The organism is Pseudomonas mandelii, assembly GCF_002251635.1.
GTDB classification, from domain to species: Bacteria; Pseudomonadota; Gammaproteobacteria; order Pseudomonadales; family Pseudomonadaceae; genus Aquipseudomonas; species Aquipseudomonas mandelii_B.
Genome location: NZ_NMOJ01000213.1, coordinates 1 through 20,018, shown reverse-complemented (window position 1 = coordinate 20,018; position 20,018 = coordinate 1). Strand labels below are relative to the sequence as shown.

At 57.0% G+C, this 20,018-nt stretch carries 17 protein-coding genes; 3 read left to right on the top strand and 14 right to left on the bottom strand.

Translation table 11 applies throughout. The features are described from left to right. Nucleotides 1-17: 17 nt before the first annotated feature. Both B7L09_RS26315 and B7L09_RS26310 read right to left on the bottom strand, forming a co-directional pair. The gene (locus tag B7L09_RS26315; protein ID WP_094471310.1) at nt 18-476 is read right to left on the bottom strand and encodes a PaaI family thioesterase; all 459 of its coding nucleotides are present in this window, start codon (nt 474-476) and stop codon (nt 18-20) included. After that, complete coding sequence (locus tag B7L09_RS26310) at nt 473-949, bottom strand: PaaI family thioesterase (RefSeq protein ID WP_094471309.1); 477 nt, start codon at nt 947-949, stop codon at nt 473-475. The genes B7L09_RS26315 and B7L09_RS26310 overlap by 4 nt, the downstream gene beginning before the upstream one ends. A 157-nt stretch (nt 950-1,106) precedes the next feature. On the opposite strand from B7L09_RS26310, the gene B7L09_RS26305 reads away from it, so the two are divergent. Next, nucleotides 1,107-1,364 (top strand): hypothetical protein, encoded by a 258-nt coding sequence (locus B7L09_RS26305; RefSeq protein ID WP_094471308.1) that lies wholly within the window; start codon nt 1,107-1,109, stop codon nt 1,362-1,364. Between the two features lie 67 nt (nt 1,365-1,431). On the opposite strand, the gene B7L09_RS26300 is transcribed toward B7L09_RS26305, so the two are convergent. Both B7L09_RS26300 and B7L09_RS26295 read right to left on the bottom strand, forming a co-directional pair. Then, nucleotides 1,432-1,833, bottom strand: coding sequence for an MAPEG family protein (locus B7L09_RS26300; RefSeq protein ID WP_094471307.1), 402 nt, complete (start codon nt 1,831-1,833; stop codon nt 1,432-1,434). Further along, nucleotides 1,833-2,570 (bottom strand): DUF599 domain-containing protein, encoded by a 738-nt coding sequence (locus B7L09_RS26295; protein ID WP_094471306.1) that lies wholly within the window; start codon nt 2,568-2,570, stop codon nt 1,833-1,835. The genes B7L09_RS26300 and B7L09_RS26295 overlap by 1 nt, the downstream gene beginning before the upstream one ends. 268 nt (nt 2,571-2,838) lie before the next feature. On the opposite strand from B7L09_RS26295, the gene B7L09_RS26290 reads away from it, so the two are divergent. Beyond that, complete coding sequence (locus B7L09_RS26290; protein WP_094471305.1) at nt 2,839-4,206, top strand: NHL repeat-containing protein; 1,368 nt, start codon at nt 2,839-2,841, stop codon at nt 4,204-4,206. Here B7L09_RS26290 and brnQ read toward each other — a convergent pair. The 10 genes from brnQ to sdhC form a co-directional block, all read right to left on the bottom strand. Then, on the bottom strand, nt 4,203-5,516 hold the full coding sequence (gene brnQ / locus B7L09_RS26285; protein WP_094471304.1) for a branched-chain amino acid transport system II carrier protein: 1,314 nt from the start codon (nt 5,514-5,516) through the stop codon (nt 4,203-4,205). The two genes, B7L09_RS26290 and brnQ, sit on opposite strands and share 4 nt — an antisense overlap. A 462-nt stretch (nt 5,517-5,978) precedes the next feature. Continuing rightward, the gene (gene sucD / locus B7L09_RS26280; protein WP_003210566.1) at nt 5,979-6,860 is read right to left on the bottom strand and encodes a succinate--CoA ligase subunit alpha; all 882 of its coding nucleotides are present in this window, start codon (nt 6,858-6,860) and stop codon (nt 5,979-5,981) included. After that, nucleotides 6,860-8,026, bottom strand: a complete 1,167-nt coding sequence (gene sucC, locus B7L09_RS26275; protein WP_064451609.1) for an ADP-forming succinate--CoA ligase subunit beta — start codon at nt 8,024-8,026, stop codon at nt 6,860-6,862. Before sucC ends, sucD begins: the two co-directional genes overlap by 1 nt. A gap of 198 nt (nt 8,027-8,224) precedes the next feature. Further along, nucleotides 8,225-9,661, bottom strand: a complete 1,437-nt coding sequence (lpdA, locus tag B7L09_RS26270; protein ID WP_094471303.1) for a dihydrolipoyl dehydrogenase — start codon at nt 9,659-9,661, stop codon at nt 8,225-8,227. A 111-nt stretch (nt 9,662-9,772) separates the two neighbouring features. Continuing rightward, entirely contained in the window at nt 9,773-10,993 is a 1,221-nt protein-coding gene (gene odhB / locus B7L09_RS26265; RefSeq protein ID WP_094471302.1) for a 2-oxoglutarate dehydrogenase complex dihydrolipoyllysine-residue succinyltransferase, read from the bottom strand. 44 nt (nt 10,994-11,037) lie between these two features. After that, on the bottom strand, nt 11,038-13,869 hold the full coding sequence (locus tag B7L09_RS26260) for a 2-oxoglutarate dehydrogenase E1 component (protein ID WP_094471301.1): 2,832 nt from the start codon (nt 13,867-13,869) through the stop codon (nt 11,038-11,040). A gap of 259 nt (nt 13,870-14,128) precedes the next feature. Further along, nucleotides 14,129-14,833: a succinate dehydrogenase iron-sulfur subunit gene (locus B7L09_RS26255; protein WP_094471300.1), complete on the bottom strand. Its 705-nt coding sequence runs from the start codon at nt 14,831-14,833 to the stop codon at nt 14,129-14,131. 11 nt (nt 14,834-14,844) lie between these two features. Next, the gene (gene sdhA, locus B7L09_RS26250) at nt 14,845-16,617 is read right to left on the bottom strand and encodes a succinate dehydrogenase flavoprotein subunit (protein WP_094471299.1); all 1,773 of its coding nucleotides are present in this window, start codon (nt 16,615-16,617) and stop codon (nt 14,845-14,847) included. A gap of 3 nt (nt 16,618-16,620) precedes the next feature. Next, a complete protein-coding gene (gene sdhD / locus B7L09_RS26245) occupies nt 16,621-16,989 on the bottom strand; it encodes a succinate dehydrogenase, hydrophobic membrane anchor protein (RefSeq protein ID WP_094471298.1) in 369 nt (122 codons plus the stop codon). Continuing rightward, on the bottom strand, nt 16,983-17,357 hold the full coding sequence (gene sdhC / locus B7L09_RS26240; protein ID WP_094471297.1) for a succinate dehydrogenase, cytochrome b556 subunit: 375 nt from the start codon (nt 17,355-17,357) through the stop codon (nt 16,983-16,985). The genes sdhD and sdhC overlap by 7 nt, the downstream gene beginning before the upstream one ends. Nucleotides 17,358-17,721: 364 nt before the next feature. On the opposite strand from sdhC, the gene gltA reads away from it, so the two are divergent. Continuing rightward, entirely contained in the window at nt 17,722-19,011 is a 1,290-nt protein-coding gene (gene gltA, locus B7L09_RS26235; RefSeq protein WP_094471296.1) for a citrate synthase, read from the top strand. The last annotated feature ends 1,007 nt before the right edge of the window (nt 19,012-20,018 follow it).

Genomic DNA, 20,018 nt, shown 5'->3' with positions numbered 1-20,018 from the left:
GTCATCAAAGTTGGGGGCTAAGACCAGGATTTCAAGGGCTCTTCAATTTTGAAATGACCGCGGGCCGTGGCAATCGGCTCGGCTTCGGTGGTCTGCCAGGCGGTAATCGCCACGTTTGCCACGCGTCGGCCCTGGCGGCAAACCTGACATTTGGCCCACGTATCGCGAAATTGCCCGGCTCGCAGGTAGTCGAGGGAGAAGTCGATGATCTTCGGCACACCGGGCGAACCGGTGAAAATCAGCAAGTGCAGCGCTGCGGACAGCTCCATGAACCCGGCGATCACTCCACCATGTAGCGCCGGCAATATGGGGTTACCAATGTTGTCCTTGTTGGCCGGCAGNCGGAACAGCAACTCATCTCCGACACGGGAACACTCGATGCCGATCAGTTTGGCGTAAGGCAGCAGGTGCAGCAGCGAGGCGTAGTCTCCCTGCTCATGGGCCTGCTGAAGTTGTTCTTTGAAGGTGTCAGTCATTTCACACCTCCGGCGATCGCACCACCAAAACCCTTGGCGCCTTTGACTGCTTTTCCCATGCGCATGAATGTGCCGACGACATGGGCGATGGGCTGTTCTGGATCATCCTGGTAGGCGAAGCCGCGGGTGAAGATCACGTCGGTGGTCACCCGATAGCATTGGGCGAAGCCGTAGACATCCTTGTGAGGCTCGGCGGCGTGCATGTAGTCAATGCGCAAATCGAGGGTCGGGCAGACTTCAAATTCGGGCAGGACGCAGAGGGTCGACATGCCGCATGCGGTATCCATCAGCGAGGTCAAAGCCCCGCCATGGATCACTCCGGTCTGCGGGTTGCCGACGATTTGAGGGCTGTACGGCAGGATGACCGTCAGCCCTTCGCTGCTGGCGCTGTGAACGCGCAAACCCAGTACCTGGCAATGCCTGAGCGCCGATAGAAATCGCGTCGCGCGCTCAAAAACGGGGTTTTCGGTCATGTGAGAAATACTCTTCTTAGTATTCGGAGAATGTGTTCGACGTATTCGTAAAAGTTCCCGTGGGAATAATCTTATATATCTGAACGAATTGAGGAACTTAACCCTAGGGGCTGTGCTCGAAAGGCCAGTAGATATTTTCCATAAGGAGATACACCCCATGCGTAAGACTTTAGCTATTGCCTTGATGTTGACCGCTTCCCTCGGTCTCGCTGCTTGCGATAAAAAATCCGAGGACAAAGCTCAAGATGCTAACNAACATGCTGAGCAAGCTCAGAAGGACATGGCGAAAGCACAGGATAAAGTGAACGACGCTGCAAAAGAAAACGCCGATGCTGCCAAAGCTCAGGCTGANTCGAACGCNGAAGCNGCAAAAGAAGCGAACGAAGCCGCCGCAAAAGAAGCACCTAAAAACTAAAACAGTTTTTAGCGTGATAAAGAAAACCCGCCAAGTGCGGGTTTTCTTTTGTCTGTCATTCGGCCCGTTAGAGCAAAATAGTTCTAAAAGTCGGACTAATCATCAGCAGCAACGAACACACTAGTCCGATGATCCATACCAGGCTGCGCTGCCAGGCAAGATCAGCCCAATAACACAGTAGATAAATGATTCGGGTAATCACAAAGATGATTGCCAGTGTATCGATCAGCCATCCCGCCGTTTGCGTGGTGTGCGCCATCAACACTCCCACCGCAAATAATATGAAGGCCTCGAAACAGTTTTGATGCGCTGCCACCGCACGGGCACCGAAGCCTGTGAGTTGCGCTTGTTGCTGACGCGGCAGGTGATTGTTGTAACCGCCCTGCTCTTTCATGGCCTTGCCCACGGGCATGCGGGCCACGTAGATCAGCAAGGCGCTGATAAACACGCACCAGAACGGAATACTCATCAAGCGGCCTCTTTATTGGCTTCGGGCAATGGCGCCTCTGTAGGGGTATAGACCATCACATCGAGAACGTCGGAATGAAACTCCCGGCGATACAGCACCAGCACCACGCCGGCACTCATCAACATGAACAGCCATGGGCTGACAAACCAGGCCAGCATGGTCATGCCAAAGTAATAAGCACGCAGGCCAAAGTTGAACTGGTTGGCCGCCATGGAAATCACCCGCGCTGCCCGCAGGGCGAACGCGTTGCGCTCCTGCTCCGACACATGCCGTTCACCAATCATCGGCGCCGACCCCACCAGCACCGCGGCGAAGTTGTATTGGCGCATGCACCAGCTGAAGGTGAAGAACGCATAGACAAACACCAGCGCCAGACACAGTAACTTGATCTCGGACATACCCTGCGAGGCCTGTTGCACCATTGGAATATCCGCCAGCAGCGACACGGCCCGCTCGGACGCGCCGAGCACCGTAAGAATACCGGCCAGGATAATCAGTGTGCTGGAAGCGAAGAACGAGGCATTGCGCTCCAGGTTACCGATCACGCTGGCATCGGCGATACGGTTATCGCGCAGCAACATGCGGCGCATCCAGTCTTCACGATACAGATGCAGCACGCTGGCCAGGCACGCGGTGTCGCGGCCCTTCCACGAGGCATAGCGGGTGTAGCCGCCCCAACAGATGACAAACCAGACGGCGGCGAGGATGTGGATGATGTTGGCGTGGATGAACGACATGCAGGTCCTTGTGATGTGAGATCGGTACACCGAAACCCTGTGGGAGCGAGCAGGCTCGCTCCCACAGGGTAATTGCAGTGCTTCGACGTTAGCTGACAAAAAAAGACACCGCCTCTCGTGCATAAAAGCACTTCATTAAATTCTATCGATTGAACATCATCAATAGCTGTCATATTTGACAGCTATTCAGTCTTATTTTTACCGGTTAGCCTCCAAGGTATCGCTCGTAGCCTCTTGAACTTTATCAATCGGCACCTGGAGAATTCCTATGCTCAGCCCCCAAAAAAAATCAGCCGCGGCTCCTGATGAACAATGGCTTGATCCGTTTTTTGGGGAGGCTGGCGTAGCCTATCAATTTTCTGCAGGAAGTGACCCACTGCAAATTGTTTCCAGAAGACCCGACGAGAAGTTACTTCTGGCAGGCGGCGTCTACTGGGAAGGTCATCAAGACTTCCAGCTTGTACAACTGCTGGAAGATGGCAGCCGGGATCCTGATTTTGCGGATGACGGAATACTCAAGGGCGGGTTTAAGGTTGGATCTCGGGCCTCTCTACACGGCGCCCAACTTTACAAAGATGGGAAGATCCTGGTCATTGGTACACACCGCGACGATATTGAGTATCTTGCTTTCGCGCGCTTTCTCGAAAACGGCAAACCTGATTACACGTTTGGCGATGAAGGTCTGGTACTGAATCCCTACCCAACCCACTTGAGTAACCTGGCCGTTTCAACCAGACCCCATCTTTCAATGACTCAACCAACCTCCAACACTGCAATCGGTCCAAATGGCGAGATCATAATGGCGGGTTGGATGAGCATCTTTCGATACGACCCAGATGGCAAACTTGATCTGTCATTTAACGGAAGCGGCAGCATCAATGTCGATTTCGTCATCCATGCAGTCGGCGCGTCCGCTGATGGCGCCATTACTGTCGTCGGATCCGGCTCCGTAGGCGCTAGCCCTCAGAACGAAGGTATCGTCGCCCGCTTCAAAGCTGATGGAACTCCAGACAATTCCTTTGGGACGAACGGCATCACGAGAATCCGCATCGACGAAGCCGATACAGTATTTTCAGGCCTGTTACTGCGCGAAGATGGCAGTACGTTCGTGACTGGCTCGTTGGACCGAACCCCGAACGATGTTTGGGGCAACGGCCGCCGGGGAGTGCTTGCAGCGTTTAATGGAAATGGTTGGCCAAATCTTGTTTTCAACGGTGGCAAAGCGGTGGTGTCCGAGTTGCCATCAAGCGCAGCCAACGCATGGTCCGACATTGGCGGAGACCCTGCACATGGAATTGTCGTCGTTGGCCTGTCAGGCGCGAGAAGCAGGGAGAGTACGCTGATCGCCCGTTATGAGGCTACGGGAAAACTCGACATCACGTTCGGCGACGAAGGCTTTCTGAATACCCGCTTTGGAAAAGATTACGAGTTCTGGAAGTCGGTGGTTGTGCAACCCGATCAAACCCTGTGGGAGCGAGCAGGCTCGCTCCCACAGGGTAATTGCAGTGCTTCGACGTTAGCTGACAAAAAAAGACACCGCCTCTCGTGCATAAAAAATGCCCCGTATCGATTGATACGGGGCATTTCTGTTTTCTGCTTGATTGGCCCGCTTGTGGCGGACCATGAAGCAGGTTAAGCCAGTGCTTCTTCGCGCTTGCCCAGCAGACGGTCGCACACCACCGCAACCACCAAGGTCATCACCGCCGGCACCAGCCACGCCAGGCCTTGCTCGCTCAGCGGCAAGTGTGCCAACTGTGTTGGCATCCAGTCCGCCAGACCTGCGCCCTTGAGCGCATCGATCATGCCGAAAATGAACGAGACCAACATCACCGGGCCGACGATGCGGCCCTGCTCAAGCCAGAAATCTTTGCAGAAGCTCAGGGCCACCAGCACGATGCACGGCGGGTAGATCGCCGTGAGTACCGGGATCGAGAAGGCAATCAGCTTGGTCAGGCCCAGGTTGGACACAAACAGCGAGAACAGTGCGAGGATCACTACCAGCGTCTTGTAGGACAGCGGCAGGACTTTGCTGAAGTACTCNGCGCAAGCGCAGGTCAGGCCGACTGCTGTCACCAGACAGGCCAGAGAGATCAGCACCGCCAGGAAACCGCTGCCCAACGAACCGAAGGTGTGTTGAACATAGGCGTGCAACACCGCCGCGCCGTTGGCTGCACCGGCTGCCACTTCATGGCTGCCCGACCCCAGACGGAACAGGCTGATGTACACCAGGGCCAGGCCCACGCCGGCAATCAGCCCGGCGATGATCGCGTAGCGGGTGATCAGCTGTGGCGATTCAACGCCACGAGAACGGATGGCATTGACGATGACGATACCGAATACCAGCGCGCCGAGGGTATCCATGGTCAGGTAACCATTGATGAAGCCCTGGGAGAACGGTGCGGCGACATACTCAGGCGTCGCCACGCCGATGTCACCGGCCGGCAGCGCGAATGCGGCGATGCCGAGTGCGGCCAGGGCGATGATCTTCAGGGGGGCGAGGAAACGTCCTACGGTATCCAGCAAACGGCCCGGATAGAGCGAAATGAAGAACACCAGCAGGAAATACACCGAGCTGTAGAGGAACAGCGCCAATGGGCTTTCGCCGGTCAGCGGCGCCAGGCCCACTTCAAACGAAACGGTCGCAGTGCGCGGAGTGGCGAACAATGGCCCTACCGCCAGATACGCCGCCGCCGCGAGCAGGCCNCCGGCGATCTTGCCGATCGGGCTGCTCAACGCGTCCATACCGCCGCCGACCTTGGCCAGGGCGATCACGGTGACCACCGGCAGACCGACCGCGGTGATCAGGAAGCCCAGCGCTGCCATCCAGACGTGAGGCCCGGACTGCAAACCAACGATAGGCGGGAAGATGATGTTGCCGGCGCCCACGAACAGGGCGAAGGTCATAAAGCCTAACGCCAGGACATCCTGGCTTTTCAACACTTTCATTTAAGGAAATACCACACTACTGAATCGGAATTTAGAGAGGGATTCCCTGTGGATGAGGGAACTGCTGCCGGTCCTGATNGGACNGACCCGTTTAGCGCGACGCTTCCTTGTGGGACGCAAACGCAAAAATGGCCGCTAGCCTAACGAATTTGCCCGACAAACGCACTGTTAAGGGGCGATCTATCCGATACGCGACATTTCCGTGTCGCGTTTACATATCAAAATGTTCACAACTAAACCCTGTGGCGAGGGAGCTTGCTCCCTCACCACAGAAGCCTGCGAATTTCTCAAACCCCGGAAACGTACCGGACAATTTACATATCAAAATGTTCACAACTAAACCCTGTGGCGAGGGAGCTTGCTCCCTCACCACAGAAGCCTGCGAATTTCTCAAACCCCGGAAACGACAAAGGCCACCCGAAGGTGGCCTTTGTTTGGTGAAGCGTCAGCTAAGCGCGAGGCTTACTTGACAGCCCAACCGGTCAGCTCGGACAAAGCCTTGCCGATGTCTGCCAGCGAACGCACGGTTTTAACGCCTGCGTCTTCCAGGGCAGCAAACTTCTCGTCTGCTGTGCCTTTGCCGCCGGAGATGATTGCGCCAGCATGGCCCATGCGCTTGCCAGCAGGGGCAGTCACACCAGCGATGTAGGAAACAACCGGCTTGGTCACGTGTGCCTTGATGTAGGCAGCCGCTTCTTCTTCAGCCGAACCGCCGATCTCACCGATCATGACGATCGCTTCGGTCTTCGGGTCTTCCTGGAACAGTTTCAGGATGTCGATGAAGTTCGAGCCTGGGATCGGGTCACCGCCGATGCCGACGCAAGTCGACTGGCCGAAACCGGCGTCAGTCGTTTGCTTGACAGCTTCGTAGGTCAGGGTGCCGGAACGGGAAACGATACCGACTTTGCCTGGCAAGTGAATGTGACCAGGCATGATGCCGATCTTGCATTCGCCTGGAGTGATCACGCCTGGGCAGTTAGGGCCGATCAGGACTACGCCCAGCTCGTCACACTTAACTTTAGCGTCCAGCATGTCCAGGGTAGGAATGCCTTCGGTGATGCAAACGATCAGCTTGATGCCGCCGAATGCCGCTTCCAGGATCGAGTCTTTGCAGAAAGGAGCTGGAACGTAGATCACGCTGGCGGTGGCGCCAGTGGCAGCTACAGCGTCTTTCACGGTGTTGAACACTGGCAGACCCAGGTGCTCGGTGCCGCCCTTACCAGGAGTAACGCCACCCACCATCTTGGTGCCGTATTCGATGGCTTGCTGGGTGTGGAAACTACCTTGCGAACCGGTAATACCCTGGCAGATAACTTTGGTGTCTTTATTGATCAGGACGCTCATTATTTGCCCTCCGCAGCTTTGACAACTTGTTGAGCAGCGTCGGTCAGGCTGGTAGCCGCGATGATGTTCAAACCGCTTTCTGCCAGTACTTTAGCGCCCAGTTCAGCGTTGTTACCTTCAAGGCGAACAACAACCGGGATTTTAACGCCGACTTCTTTCACTGCACCGATGATGCCTTCGGCAATCATGTCGCAACGAACGATGCCGCCGAAGATGTTGACCAATACTGCAGCGACGTTAGTGTCGGACAGGATGATCTTGAAGGCTTCGGTAACGCGTTCTTTGGTAGCACCGCCGCCCACGTCGAGGAAGTTGGCTGGTTTGCCGCCATGCAGGTTGACGATGTCCATGGTACCCATGGCCAGGCCAGCACCGTTGACCATGCAACCGATGTTACCTTCCAGGGCTACGTAGTTCAGTTCGAACTTGGCAGCGTGCGCTTCGCGCGGATCGTCTTGCGACGGATCGTGGAAAGTTTTCAGCTTAGGCTGACGGTACATGGCGTTGGCGTCGATGTTGATCTTGGCGTCGAGGCAGTGCAGATCGCCGTCAGCCTTGATCACCAGCGGGTTCACTTCCAGCAGGGCCAGATCGTGATCCTGGAACAGTTTGGCCAGACCTACGAAGATCTTGGCGAACTGGGCAACTTGCTTGCCTTCCAGACCCAGCTGGAAAGCCAGTTCGCGACCCTGGAATGGCTGAGCGCCAACCAGTGGATCGATAGTGGCTTTCAGAATTTTTTCTGGAGTGTCGTGAGCGATCTTCTCGATGTCCACGCCACCTTCGGTGGAAGCCATGAACACGATGCGACGGCTCGAACGGTCAACGACAGCGCCCAGGTACAGCTCTTTAGCGATATCAGTGCACGATTCAACCAGGATCTTGGTGACTGGTTGGCCATTGGCATCAGTCTGGTAAGTCACCAGACGCTTGCCCAGCCACTGCTGTGCGAAGGCCTTGGCGTCTTCTTTGCTGCGAACCAGCTTAACGCCGCCCGCTTTACCGCGACCACCAGCGTGGACCTGGGCTTTGACAACCCACTCGGTACCACCGATTTTGTCGCAAGCTTCTGCTGCTGCTTCCGGGGTGTCTACTGCGTAGCCCTGGGATACTGGCAGGCCGTATTCAGCGAACAGCTGCTTACCCTGATACTCGTGAAGATTCATGCTTTTTACCGTCTTCGTTAGGTACTGCGCATTCGGCGCTGCACTTGTTCAAGTGCCGCACCACCTGTGACTGCTGCTTGCGTAGGTGTTCCGGATAACCGGTGAGACTACGCAAGGCTGCGTCCGGCGGACATTCCGCGGTGAGTCTTGCGCGCAAGGCTCACGACGGGCAACCGCCGTGGTTTCTTATTATCTCGCTTAGCGCTTCTTGCGGTTGGCGATGTGGATGGCGCCGCCATTCACTGCCAACGCTGCTTCGTGCAACGCTTCGGACAGGGTCGGATGGGAGAAGACCATCATGCCCAGGTCCTCGGCACTGGTGCCGAATTCCATACCGATCGCGCCTTGCTGAACCAGTTCTGCAGCGCTCGGGCCAATCACGTGGACGCCCAATACGCGGTCAGTCTTGGCATCAGCGATGACTTTGACAAAACCACCGGTGTCGTTGGCTGCCATGGCACGGCCAGAAGCGGCAAACGGGAAGGTGCCGACGTTAACTTCAACGCCTTCAGCTTTCAACTGCTGTTCGTTCTTGCCGACCCATGCAATTTCCGGGTGGGTGTAGATAACCGATGGGATCAGGTCGTAGTTGATTTGGGNTTTGTGGCCCTTGATGCGCTCGACAACCATGATGCCTTCTTCGGAAGCCTTGTGCGCCAGCATCATGCCGCGAACCACGTCACCGATNGCGTACACGCCCGGTACGCTGGTGGCGCACTGGTCGTCAACGNGGATGAAACCGCGCTCGTCGATGTTCACNCCGCTGTCGGAAGCCAACAGGTCAGCTGTGACTGGACGGCGACCAACGGCAACAATCAGCTTGTCGAAGGTGATGTTCTGTTCGCCGTTGGCATCGGTGTAGTTCACGACAACTTCGTTGCCGTTNACCTTGGAACCGGTCACGCGAGCACCCAGCTTGATGTCCAGACCTTGTTTGGTCAGGGTTTTGTAGGCTTCTTTGGACACCGCAGTGTCGGCAGCCAGCAGGAACGTGTCCAGGGCTTCCAGGACAACCACTTGCGAACCCAGACGCGACCATACCGAACCCAGTTCCAGACCGATTACGCCAGCGCCGATCACGCCCAAACGCTTGGGAACCGCTTGGAATTCCAGGGCGCCGGTCGAATCAACGATCACGTTCTGGTCAACTGGAGCCGGTGGAATGTCGATTGGGCGCGAGCCTGGAGCCAGGATCACGTTTTCGGCTTCGATGACTTCTACCGAACCGTCTGGCTTGGTGATTTCAACTTTCTTGCCGGCCAGCAGTTTGCCGTGGCCTTGCAGGGAAGTCACACCGTTGGCCTTGAACAAGGTCGCAACGCCGGAAGTCAGGCCTTTAACGATGTTGGCTTTACGGCCGACCATTGCTGGCACGTCCATGGTCACGCCAGCGTGGTTGATGCCGTGGATCGCGAAACCGTCTTGGGCTTCGTGGAATTTCCAGGAGCTGTCCAGCAGCGCCTTGGAAGGAATGCAACCGACGTTCAGGCAAGTACCGCCCAGCGCCAGTTTGCCTTCCTTGTCGGTGTATTTTTCGATGCAAGCAGTCGAGAGGCCCAGTTGCGCTGCTTTAATGGCAGCCACGTAACCGCCAGGGCCCGCGCCAATCACTACCACGTCGAATTTCTGAGTCATGTGTCATTCCTTCTCGAATCAAACCGGACAACCCCTTAGCTTCAAGCTTCAAGCTGCAAGCCAAACTGCGTTTACTTGCAGCTTGTAGCTCACAACTTGAAGCTGCCTCAATCAAATATCCAGCAGCAGACGAGCCGGGTCTTCCAGCAGGTTCTTGATGGTCACCAGGAAAGTCACGGCTTCTTTACCATCGATCAGGCGGTGATCGTAAGACAGNGCCAGGTACATCATNGGACGGATCACGACCTGACCGTTGATCGCCATCGGACGCTGGATGATGTTGTGCATGCCCAGGATCGCAGCTTGTGGCGGGTTGACGATCGGGGTCGACATCATCGAACCGAAGGTACCACCGTTGGTGATGGTGAAGGTACCACCGGTCATCTCGTCGATGGTCAGCTTGCCGTCACGGGCTTTCTTGCCGAAGCCAGCGATGCCGCCTTCGATTTCAGCCAGGCTCATCAGCTCGGCGTTACGCAGAACCGGTACGACCAGGCCACGGTCGCTGGACACGGCAACGCCGACGTCGGCATAACCGTGGTAAACGATGTCGCTGCCGTCGATGGAAGCGTTGACTGCCGGGAAGCGTTTCAGCGCTTCGGTGGCCGCTTTCACGAAGAACGACATGAAGCCCAGGCGCACGCCATTGTGGGACTTCTCGAACAGGTCCTTGTACTTCGAACGCAGGGCCATGACTTCAGTCATGTCGACTTCGTTGAAAGTGGTCAGCATCGCCATGTTCGACTGTGCTTCAACCAGACGCTTGGCCACGGTGGCACGTACACGAGTCATCGGTACGCGCTTCTCGGTGCGGTCGCCAGCAGCGAACACAGGCGCAGCGGCAGCTGGAGCAGCAGCCTTGGCAGGTGCGGCGGCCGGAGCGTTTTTCTTGGCTTCAACGGCAGCAACCACGTCTTCCTTGGTCACACGGCCGTCTTTGCCGGTGCCTTNAACGGAAGCGATGTTGATACCGTTTTCTTCAGCCAGCTTGCGAGCAGCCGGTGCAGCAACAGGATCGTCTTCGCCTTCAGCGGCTGGGGCAGCAGCTTGTGCAGCAGCCGGAGCAGCGGCTGCAGCTGGAGCGGCAGCAGCGCCGCCCGCTTCGATGGAGCCCAGCACTTCGTCGGACAGAACGGTGTCGCCTTCGTTCTTGACGATAGCGCCCAGCACGCCGTCAGCGGTAGCCAACACTTCCAGCACAACCTTGTCGGTTTCGATGTCGACGATCAGGTCATCACGCTTTACAGCGTCGCCTGGTTTCTTGTGCCAGGTGGCAACGGTGCCATCGGCAACCGATTCCGGGAATGACGGGGCTTTGATTTCGATAGCCATTATCTGTGGGTCCTTAAAATTCGGTTTCAGTCAGCGCGAAGGCGTTAAACAGTGAAAGCATCTTGCAGCAGTTTTTCCTGCTGCTCGGCGTGCATCGACGCATAACCACACGCAGGTGCAGCAGAAGCATCACGNCCGGCGTACTCGAGAACGAGCGCCTTGTTGTGATTGCCTACGATGCGGCGCATGTGGTGTTGGCTGCAGTACCAGGCACCCTGGTTCATCGGCTCTTCCTGACACCAAACGATATGTTTGAGGTTGGTGTACGGAGCCAGGACTTCGNTCAGGTCGTCCTCAGGGAACGGGTAAAGCTGCTCGATACGCACGATGGCGATGTCTTCGCGGCCTTCGGCACGGCGTTTTTCCAGCAGGTCGTAGTAGACCTTGCCGCTACACAGAACAATGCGCTCGACCTTTTTCGGGTCTTGGGCATCGATTTCCGGGATCACGGTCTGGAACGAACCTTCGGCCAGATCTTCCAGGGTCGAGATGGCCAATTTGTGACGCAACAGCGACTTCGGAGTCAGCACTACCAGCGGCTTGCGCAGCGGGCGGATCACCTGACGACGCAGCAAGTGGTAGATCTGGGCCGGGGTAGTCGGCACGCACACCTGGATGTTGTGCTCGGCGCACAGCTGCAGGTAACGCTCCAGACGGGCCGAAGAGTGCTCCGGACCCTGACCTTCATAACCGTGTGGCAGCAGCATGGTCAGACCGCACAGACGGCCCCACTTGTGCTCACCGCTGGTGATGAACTGGTCAATAACCACTTGGGCACCGTTGGCGAAGTCGCCGAACTGGGCTTCCCAGATCACCAGCGCCTGAGGCGTGGTGGTGGAGTAACCGTATTCGAACGCCAGTACGGCTTCTTCGGACAGGAACGAATCGAACAGGTCGAAACGTGGCTGGCCTTCGTAAAGGTGTTGCAGCGGAATGTAGGTGCCCGCGTCTTTCTGGTTGTGCAATACCGCGTGACGGTGCGAGAACGTACCACGGCCGATATCCTGGCCGGTCATGCGGATCGGGTGACCTTCGAACGCCAGGGTCGCGTACGCCATGGTTTCGGCGTAACCCCAGTTGATCGGCAGGCCGCCGGCTTGCATCTTCTGACGGTCTTCGTAGATCTTCGCAACCTGGCGCTGCACAACGAAGCCTTCTGGAATTTCCAGCAGCTTGGCAGACAGTTCCTGCAAGGTTTTCAGATCGAACGAGGTGTCGTGACGCGCAGTCCAGGCGTGGCCCAGGTACGGACGCCAGTCAACGAACAGCTCTTTGTTCGGCTCTTTAACCAGGCTTTTTACGACATGCAGACCGTTGTCCAGCGCGTTGCGGTATTCATCGACTTTCGCCTGAACACGCGCATCGTCAACCACGCCGGCCTTGGTCAGGCTTTCAGCGTACAGCTCACGGGTGGTGCGCTGCTTGGCGATTTGCTGGTACATCAACGGCTGGGTGCCGCTAGGCTCATCCGCTTCGTTGTGACCGCGACGGCGGTAGCAAACCAGGTCGATCACCACGTCACGCTTGAACTGCATGCGGTAGTCGATAGCGAGCTGGGTCACGAACAACACGGCTTCCGGATCATCACCATTCACATGGAGGATCGGCGCCTGGATCATCTTGGCAACGTCGGTGGCGTACTCGGTAGAGCGCGCGTCCAGCGGGTTGCTGATGGTGAAGCCAACCTGGTTGTTGATGACGATGTGAACCGTACCGCCAGTCTTAAAGCCGCGAGTCTGCGACATCTGGAACGTTTCCAGAACCACGCCTTGGCCGGCGAATGCCGCGTCACCGTGGATGGAAATCGGCAGGACCTTTTCACCGGTGGCATCGTTACGACGATCCTGACGAGCACGGACCGAACCCTCGACCACTGGGGAAACGATTTCCAGGTGGGATGGGTTGAACGCCATGGCCAGGTGAACTTCACCGCCGGTGGTCATCACGTTGGACGAGAAGCCCTGGTGGTATTTAACGTCACCGGAACCCAGTTCGACCTTCTTCTTGCCTTCGAACTCGTCGAACAGCTCGCGCGGGTTCTTGCCGAAGGTATTGACCAACACGTTCAGGCGACCACGGTGAGCCATGCCGATCACGACTTCCTTGGTGCCATAGGAACCGGAACGCTGGATCAGCTCGTCGAGCATTGGAATGAGGCTCTCGCCGCCTTCCAGGCCAAAACGCTTGGTGCCCGGGTATTTGGTGCCCAGGTATTTCTCGAGACCTTCAGCTGCGGTCACGCGCTCGAGCAGGTGGCTCTTGATGTCGGCGGAGTACGTCGGACGACCACGCACGCTTTCCAGNCGATGCTGGAACCAGTGGCGTTGCTCGGAATCGGTGATATGCGTGAACTCAGCGCCGATGGTGCGGCAATATGTCTGCTGCAACGCTTCGTGAATTTCGCGTAGGCTCGCTTCCTCTTTGCCGATGAACAGGTCGCCGGCACGGAAGGTCGTATCAAGATCGGCATTGGTCAAGCCGTAATGATTGATCGACAGGTCAGCAGGTGCAGGACGCTGCCAGAGCCCCAGCGGGTCAAGCTGGGCCGCCTGGTGGCCACGCATCCGGTAAGCCTGGATCAGTCGCAATACTTCAACTTGCTTCTTCTCATGCTCGCTGCTCACGCTCCCGGCGGAAACCGGCTGAGCGCGGCGCTGGTTCTTTGCCAGCAGGACGAAATGATCGCGAATTGTNGAGTGCGAAACATCGGTGGCAGCGTTGCCGTCTGAAGACAACGTCTGAAATTTGGTGCGCCATTCTTCTGGCACAGCGTTAGGGTCGTGCAGGTAGAGCTCATAAAGCTCTTCCACATAGGCAGCGTTACCACCTGAAAGATAGCCGCTGTTCCACATGCGCTGCATCACGCTTTCTTGCATGCTTGGTCACCCTCGATTTGGGGACACCACCGGCGGAAACACCGAGTTTGCTTGCAAAAGGCCAAGTGCAGCGACCAAAACAAGCCACTTAGGATCACGCTGATAGTTCGGGTACCAACCCGAATGCCCCTGCTTGTCTCATTTCTTCAAAATAAGAGCCGCGGCTTTGTAAGTCGCTGCTCAAGTTAAAACTACGGCGCCGGTTGAAGCCTGCGCCGTAGCATTTACGGGCACAACGGTCCTGCTGTTACAACGTCAGTTACACGCCGCTTTGCAGCAGCATGTTACGGATGTGACCAATGGCCTTAGTCGGGTTCAGGCCTTTAGGACATACGTTGACGCAGTTCATGATCCCGCGGCAGCGGAATACGCTGAACGGGTCATCCAGCGAAGCCAGACGCTCGGACGTCTTGGTGTCACGGCTGTCTGCCAGGAAGCGGTACGCTTGCAGCAGAGCGGCTGGACCCAGGAACTTGTCCGGGTTCCACCAGAAGGACGGGCACGAGGTCGAGCAGCAAGCGCACAGGATGCACTCGTACAGACCGTCGAGCTTTTCACGCTCTTCAGGGGACTGCAGACGCTCGATGGCCGGAGCCGGCGTGTCGTTCTGCAGGAACGGCTTAACTTTCTCGTATTGCTTGTAGAAGATGCTCATATCGACGACCAGGTCACGGATAACCGGCAAACCTGGCAGAGGACGAACGATCAGCTTGTTGCCTTTGACGACGGCGGACAGCGGCGTAATGCACGCCAGGCCGTTTTTGCCGTTGATGTTCATGCCGTCGGAACCGCACACACCTTCACGGCAAGAGCGACGATAGGAGAAACCTTCGTCCTGCTCTTTGATCAGTGCCAATACATCCAGCACCATCAGGTCTTTACCACCGGTATCGACCTGGAATTCCTGCATGAACGGCGCAGCGTCCTGATCAGGGTTGTAGCGGTAAACACTGACTTGCAACATGGCAGCCACCCTTAATAAGTCCGAATCTTAGGTTCAAAAGTCGGAACTGTCTTCGGCGAGAAGTTCACGGCACGCTTGGTTACGCGCTTGTCACCCGGGAAGTACAGGGTGTGGCACAACCAGTTTTCGTCGTCGCGATCTTCAAAGTCTTCACGAGCGTGAGCNCCACGGGATTCTTTACGAACCTCGGCGGCGATCGCAGTCGCTTCAGCCACTTCCAACAGGTTTTGCAGCTCAAGTGCTTCGATACGAGCGGTGTTGAACGCCTGGCTCTTATCGTTGATCTTGACGTTGGCAATACGCTTGCGCAGATCGGCCAGCTGGGCGATACCCTTCTGCATGTATTCGCCAGTACGGAATACACCGAAGTAGTTCTGCATGCAGTTTTGCAGCTCGCGACGCAGGGTNGCGACGTCTTCGCCTTCGGTACGCGAGTTCAGGCCATCGAGACGAGCCAGGGCTGCGTCGATGTCGGACTGGCGAGGACGGGCGTAATCAACGCCTTCTTTCAGGGTCTGCTCCAGGAACAGACCGGCCGCACGGCCGAACACCACCAGGTCGAGCAGCGAGTTGCCGCCCAGACGGTTGGCACCGTGAACCGATACGCATGCCACTTCGCCTACCGCGAACAGGCCATGAATGATCTCGTCCACGCCTTCAGCGTTCTGAGTGATCGCCTGGCCATGAATGTTGGTCGGAACACCGCCCATCATATAGTGGCAAGTCGGAACAACCGGAACCGGAGCNACGGCTGGATCGACGTGGGCGAAGGTCTTGGACAGTTCCATGATGCCTGGCAGACGGCTGTGCAGAACTTCTTCACCGAGGTGATCGAGTTTCAGCATTACGTGGTCGCCATCCGGGCCACAGCCATTGCCAGCGATGATTTCTTTAACCATCGAACGGGCAACAACGTCACGACCGGCAAGGTCTTTCGCGTTCGGAGCATAACGCTCCATGAAACGCTCGCCGTGCTTGTTGATCAGGTAACCACCTTCACCACGGCAACCTTCGGTAACCAGTACGCCCGCGCCGGCGATACCGGTCGGGTGGAACTGCCACATTTCGATGTCTTGTACCGGCACGCCCGCACGCAGTGCCATGCCGACGCCGTCACCGGTGTTGATCAGGGCATTGGTGGTCGAAGCGTAGATACGACCTGCACCGCCAGTCGCCAGAACAGTTGCCTTGGCGCGGATGTAGGTGGTTTCACCGGTTTCGATGCAGATGGCAATCATGCCGACAAAGGCACCATCTTCGTTCTTCACCAGGTCGACACCGTAGTATTCGTTGAGGAACACGGTGCCGGCCTTGAGGTTGGCCTGGTACAAAGTGTGCAGCAGTGCGTGACCGGTACGGTCGGCAGCGGCGCATGTACGCGCAGCCTGTCCACCTTTACCGAAGTCTTTCGACTGACCGCCGAACGGACGCTGATAAATGCGGCCCTGTTCGGTACGGGAGAACGGCAAACCCATGTGCTCGAGTTCGAACACGGCAGCCGGGCCTTCCTGACACATGTATTCGATAGCGTCCTGGTCACCGATGTAGTCGGAACCCTTGACGGTATCGTACATGTGCCAGCGCCAGTCATCGTTCGGATCGGCGGAGGCGATGGCGCAGGTGATGCCACCCTGGGCTGAAACAGTGTGCGAACGCGTCGGGAACACCTTGGTGATCACGGCAGTCTTGTGACCACCCTGAGCCAGCTGCAGCGCTGCGCGCATGCCAGCACCGCCGCCACCAATGATGATGGCGTCGAAGGAAATAGTTGGAATGTTAGCCATGACTCAGATACCCCAAAGAATCTGCACACCCCAGACGAAGTAAGCGAACATCGCGACGCCGCATACTGCCTGGAAGAGGAAACGTACTGCAGTCGCGGACTTGCCCAGCGCCATCGGCGTCAGGTAGTCGGTCGCGATGGTCCACATGCCGACCCAGGCGTGAGCGCCCAGGGCAACGAGGGCCAGGAGACTGAAAATACGCATCCAGTTGCTTGCGAACAGTTCNTGCCATTGGGCGTAGCCAATGCCCGGGTTTGCGACGAGGTATCCGATCAGGAAAATGAAATAAGCCGCGAGAACGACCGCAGACACACGCTGCGCCATCCAGTCATAGAGGCCTGAACGCGATAGGTTCGTAACGCTGGTTACCATATCCAAACTCCTGCCAGAACGATCAGCACCACGGAAATGGCGATAACGATTTTCGAGCCCAGTTTGCCGCCTTCAAGCGACTCGCCGATGCCCATGTCCATGATCAAATGGCGCACACCGGCAACCAGGTGATACAGCAAGGCGGACAGGATGCCCCAAATCACTAGCTTGGCTAGCGGACTGGTCAGACACGCTTTCACCTGGCCGAAGCCTTCTTCCGAGTCGAGCGACTTGTCCAATGCATAAAGCATGATGGCCAGGCTGACAAAGAGGATGATTCCGGAGATTCGGTGAAGAATGGACGTGTAAGCAGTGACTGGGAGTTTGATGGTCCTTAGGTCTAGGTTTACAGGTCGTTGGCTATTCACGGCTTTTTTTCACACTGAAGAGCCCCTAACAATCAGGGCAAAGTTGTTGGGGAGTGCACTGGTCAGGTAAGCACCACCCAGGGAGTGCGACCCCCAATGAAAGCAAGCCCAAAAGCCCTTGGCGGTCGGTGGCCGAGTATAGACAGTTAGGCTACTAATGACAACGCGCACACCTCACCCTAATAGCTGATTGCGCTGGCGGGATAAAAGGCGTAAATGGCAGTCAATTTCGACGAAAAAGTACGGTTAAAGCCTTCTGGAGCAAGACTTTAGGCAAATTGACATCTGAATTTATCTCACTATAGTGGTGCGGGCCCTGCGTGGGGGGTCTGTCTGATGATTTGAAGCATAAATAGGAGGCCACATGGCTGACAAAAAAGCGCAGTTGATCATCGAGGGCGCAGCCCCCGTCGAGCTGCCCATTTTAACCGGCACCGTTGGTCCCGATGTTATCGACGTACGGGGCCTGACGGCCACGGGCCGTTTCACTTTCGACCCAGGCTTCATGTCGACCGCCTCTTGCGAGTCGAAGATCACCTATATCGACGGCGACAATGGCATTCTGCTGCACCGGGGCTACCCGATCGAGCAACTGGCTGAGAAGTCGGACTATCTGGAAACCTGCTACCTGCTGCTAAACGGCGAATTGCCAACAGCCGAGCAGAAAGCCCAGTTCGTCAGCACCGTGAAGAACCACACCATGGTTCACGAGCAGTTGAAGACCTTCTTCAACGGCTTCCGTCGCGACGCCCACCCGATGGCCGTCATGTGCGGCGTAGTCGGCGCCCTGTCGGCCTTCTATCACGACTCCCTGGACATCAATAACCCGCAGCATCGCGAAATCTCCGCGATCCGCCTGGTTGCCAAGATGCCAACCCTGGCCGCAATGGTTTACAAGTACTCCATGGGCCAGCCCATGATGTACCCGCGCAACGACCTGACGTACGCGGAAAACTTCCTGCACATGATGTTCAACACCCCGTGCGAGATCAAACCGATCAGCCCGGTGCTGGCCAAGGCGATGGACCGGATTTTCATCCTCCACGCCGACCACGAGCAGAACGCCTCCACCTCTACCGTACGTCTGGCCGGCTCTTCGGGTGCCAACCCGTTCGCCTGTATCGCCGCCGGTATCGCCGCACTGTGGGGCCCTGCCCACGGCGGTGCGAACGAAGCCGTGTTGACCATGCTGGATGAAATCGGCGATGTCTCGAACATCGACACGTTCATCGCCAAGGCCAAGGACAAGAACGATCCGTTCAAGCTGATGGGCTTCGGTCACCGGGTTTACAAAAACCGCGACCCACGCGCTACCGTCATGAAGCAGACTTGCGACGAAGTGCTGAAGGAACTGGGTATCAAGCACGANCNGCAACTCGAACTGGCCATGCGCCTGGAAGAGATCGCCCTGACCGACCCGTACTTCATCGAGCGCTCGCTGTACCCGAACGTCGACTTCTACTCGGGGATCATCCTCAAGGCGATCGGCATTCCAACCAGCATGTTCACCGTGATCTTCGCCCTGGCCCGTACTGTAGGCTGGATCTCCCACTGGAAAGAAATGCTCTCCAGCCCGTACAAGATTGGCCGCCCGCGCCAGCTGTACACCGGCTACGAGTCGCGTGACATCACCAAGCTGGAAGACCGCAAATAAGACCTGTCTTGCGATAACGTCTTAAGTTGTACCGGGAACGGCCTCTATTTATATAGAGGCCGTTTTTGTTTGTGCGGTCTCAGCGGCCTTAGGGCCGACGGGTTTTTTAGTCTCGTACATATCCGTTTCTGCGGTAACGGCGACTTATGGTTTCGCTCTTACAGCGAGTCACTTTTGACAAACGCCTCAAAAGTAACCAAAAAGTCTTCGCCCCGGCGTACGGCGCCTCGCTGAGGCTCCGCGTTCCCTCGCTACGGTGTCCATCAGGGGGCATCGCCTACGGNCTGCCGAAGGGGCGANAGATCAAGATCAAGATCAAGATCAACGTCAAAAGCCAAAGCCAAAGCCAAAGCCAAAGCCAAAGCCAAAGCCAAAGCCAAAAGGATCGCAGCCATCGAGAAGCTTGCGTACATTCGAAAGATCAGGTCGGCTGACAGGCCGCCATCGCGAGCAGGCTCACTCCTACAAGAGTTCGGCGTACACGCTTCGCTTCTCACCACTCATCAGGCCGAGCGTTAGCTCGNCGGCTGTCAGGCCGCCATCGCTGGCAAGCCAGCTCCCACAGGGTTCGGGTACATCTGCAAGTCATCGGTCGGCTGTCAGGCCGCCATCGCTGGCAAGCCAGCTCCTACAAGGGTTCGGAGTACACCGCTTCGCTCTTCACCACTCATCAGGCCGAGCGTTAGCTCGCCTGCAGCTCTTGATCTTGATCCACCCGCCCCTTTCGGGAGGCTGAGTGGAGGTGTTCATCCGGGGAGTGGCGCGCAGCGCCGTTCGACGCAGTCGAACACGCTGCATGTAGGTCGTCGCGAAGCAGACCGGAGGGCAGTGTCCCCGGATGGATACCGGAGCGAAGGTACGCCGAGCCTTAGCGAGGGGCCGGACGCTTGGGGCGAGACCTTTTGGTTCCTTTTGGCTGGGCCGGCACTCCGGGCGTTTGCCAAAAGGGACTCGCCGTAAGGGCGAAACCGCCAGCCGCCGTTACCGCAGGAATGGATATGTACACC